The following is a 2,778-nucleotide window of genomic DNA, read 5'->3' as shown; positions in this document are numbered from 1 at the left end:
CGGGAGGACCGGGCCGCCCGTGACGAGGCCCGGCGGGGCCGGGACCTGCAGGACGAGGCCCGGCGGGACCGGCCCGCCGGCGGTCGGCCGGAGCGCGGCCGGGCGCGGACCGGCTCGGCCGAGCGGGGTCCCGGCGAGGCCGGCTCCGCCCGGCCACGTCCGGACCGGCCACGTCCGGACCGGCAGGAGCGTCCCGCGACCGGCGCGACGCCGTCGGCGGGCGGCCGGTCGGGCGTGGTCTCGGACCAGCTCGCCGACCGCCTCGCGGAGCGCACCGCGATGGCGCGCTACCGCGTGTGGCGCCGGATCGGCTGGACCGCGTTCGCGGTCGCGGTCGCCGCGGGCCTCGGGTGGGCGACGTTCTTCTCGCCGCTGTTCGCGCTCGACGCGGAGCAGGTCCGGGTCACGGGGGAGGGCACCACGGTCGACGTCGGCGAGGTGCGCGAGGCCGTGACGGACGAGGCCGGCGTGCCGCTGCCGCGCCTGGACACCGTGGGCCTGCGCGAGCAGATCCTCGCGATGAACGCCGTCAAGAACGTGCGGATCACGCGGGCCTGGCCGGACGGGCTCACGGTCGAGCTCACCTCGCGCGAGCCGGTCGCCGCGGTGCCGCAGCCGGGCGGCGTGTACGCCCTGATGGACGCCGAGGGCGTGCGTGTCGCGACCGCCGAGGAGGTACCCGAGGGCCTGCCCTCGATCGTGACCTCGCTGTCCGACGCCGGGGCCGGCCGCCGTGCCCTGGACGCCGCTCTCGCGGTGCTCGGCGCGCTGCCGCCGAAGCTGGCGGCCGACATCAGGACGGTGAGCGCGGCGACCCAGGACGACGTGCGGACCACGCTGTCCGACGGGCGCGTGATCCGGTGGGGGAGCGGCGCGGACGTGCCGCTCAAGACGAAGGTCGCGCAGACGCTGCTGCGGGCGGAGCCGACGGCGACGACCGTCGACGTGTCGTCGCCCGGTCTGCCGGTCACGCACTGACCAGGTCACCCGCCGGGCGCGTCACGCACCGACTCACGCACCGACCAGGAATAACATCGCTGTGATTTCTCGCGTGCATCGTTGCGCGACACGCGCGACGATGTCTTCGACACACCCCGGCGGCACACCTACCGTCGAACTCAGCAGCAACCTGACATAACTCTAACCCTCTACCTCAACCTGAGACTTTGGGAGGGATGAGAGTCGGGACTCGGGACCCGAATCGAAAGGCGACGACGTGGCAACTCCGCAGAACTACCTGGCAGTAATCAAGGTGGTCGGTATCGGCGGCGGTGGTGTGAACGCCGTCAACCGCATGATCGAGGTCGGCCTCAAGGGCGTCGAGTTCATCGCGATCAACACCGACGCACAGGCACTCCTGATGTCGGACGCCGACGTCAAGCTCGACGTCGGCCGGGAGCTCACGCGCGGCCTCGGCGCCGGCGCGGACCCCGAGGTCGGCAAGAAGGCCGCCGAGGACCACGCCGAGGAGATCGAGGACGTCCTGCGGGGCGCCGACATGGTCTTCGTCACCGCGGGCGAGGGCGGTGGCACCGGCACGGGCGGCGCCCCGGTCGTGGCCCGCATCGCGCGCTCGCTCGGCGCGCTGACCGTCGGCGTGGTGACGCGCCCGTTCACGTTCGAGGGCCGGCGCCGTGCGGTCCAGGCCGAGAGCGGCATCGAGAACCTCCGCGACGAGGTCGACACGCTGATCGTCATCCCGAACGACCGGCTCCTGTCGATGTCCGACCGGAACGTGTCGGCGATCGCGGCGTTCCACTCGGCCGACCAGGTCCTGCACTCCGGTGTGCAGGGCATCACCGACCTCATCACCACGCCCGGCCTGATCAACCTCGACTTCGCCGACGTGAAGTCGGTCATGCAGGGTGCGGGCTCGGCGCTCATGGGCATCGGCTCCGCACGCGGCGAGGACCGCGCGGTGCAGGCCGCCGAGCTGGCGATCTCGTCGCCGCTGCTCGAGGCCTCGATCGACGGCGCGCACGGCGTGCTGCTCTCCATCCAGGGTGGCAGCGACCTCGGCCTGTTCGAGGTGCACGAGGCCGCGCGCCTCGTGCAGGAGGCCGCGCACCCGGAGGCGAACATCATCTTCGGTACGGTCATCGACGACGCGCTGGGCGACGAGGTGCGGGTCACCGTCATCGCGGCCGGCTTCGACGGCGGCCTGCCCAAGGAGCGCAAGGACAACCGGGCGCTCGGCCAGGTCGCCGGTGCGGTCGGGGCGGGCTCGCGCAGCCCCGCGACGGCGCCGGTCCCGCTGCCCGACGTGTCGGACGCCGCACGCCGCGCGCCCGAGTACACCGGGAACGGCATGCCGCCGTCGGTCCCGCCGACGCACCAGCCGGCCCCCGTGTCCACGCTGCCCCGCGTGATCGACGACGAGGGTTCGGACGACGTGCCGCGCACGCTGGACGAGCCGGCGGTCGTGGTGCAGGGCTCGTTCAACCGGCAGGACGTGAACCGCGAGCAGGGCGAGCGCGTCGAGGTCCCGCCGCTGTACGACGAGAACCCGCGCCGTGCGGCGGAGGACCTGGACGTTCCCGACTTCCTGAAGTGACCGGCCGGGTAGCCTCACACCCGTGAGCGAAACCCGGACTCTTGCAGGCGTGGAGGCCGTCTCCCCTGGCGGGAGGGGGCGCACCCTTTTCCCCTCCCCCGCCGGCGGGGTGTTTTCCCCCCCCCGGGGGGGGGCGGGGAGGGGGGGGGGGGGGTGTTCCCCCCGTCCCCAGTGCCGCAGCTCGGAGGTCACTCGACCCCGAGCAGCACCTCCACCGCACGGCT

At 73.6% G+C, this 2,778-nt stretch carries 2 protein-coding genes; both read left to right on the top strand.

Features of this window, described 5'->3' with window-relative positions:
* Positions 1 to 978: cell division protein FtsQ/DivIB (locus ACFV9Q_RS28090; RefSeq protein WP_377237126.1), on the top strand; the 978-nt coding region annotated here is incomplete at its 5' end.
* 238 nt (positions 979 to 1,216) lie between these two features.
* A complete protein-coding gene (gene ftsZ / locus ACFV9Q_RS28085; protein WP_377232493.1) occupies positions 1,217 to 2,554 on the top strand; it encodes a cell division protein FtsZ in 1,338 nt (445 codons plus the stop codon).
* Positions 2,555 to 2,778: the final 224 nt, after the last annotated feature.

The sequence above is a fragment of the Promicromonospora sp. NPDC059942 genome (assembly GCF_042731755.1).
Taxonomy (GTDB): Bacteria; Actinomycetota; Actinomycetes; order Actinomycetales; family Cellulomonadaceae; genus Promicromonospora.
The sequence above is the reverse complement of the archived record's forward strand: the minus strand, read 5'-3'. Positions and strand labels throughout refer to the sequence as shown.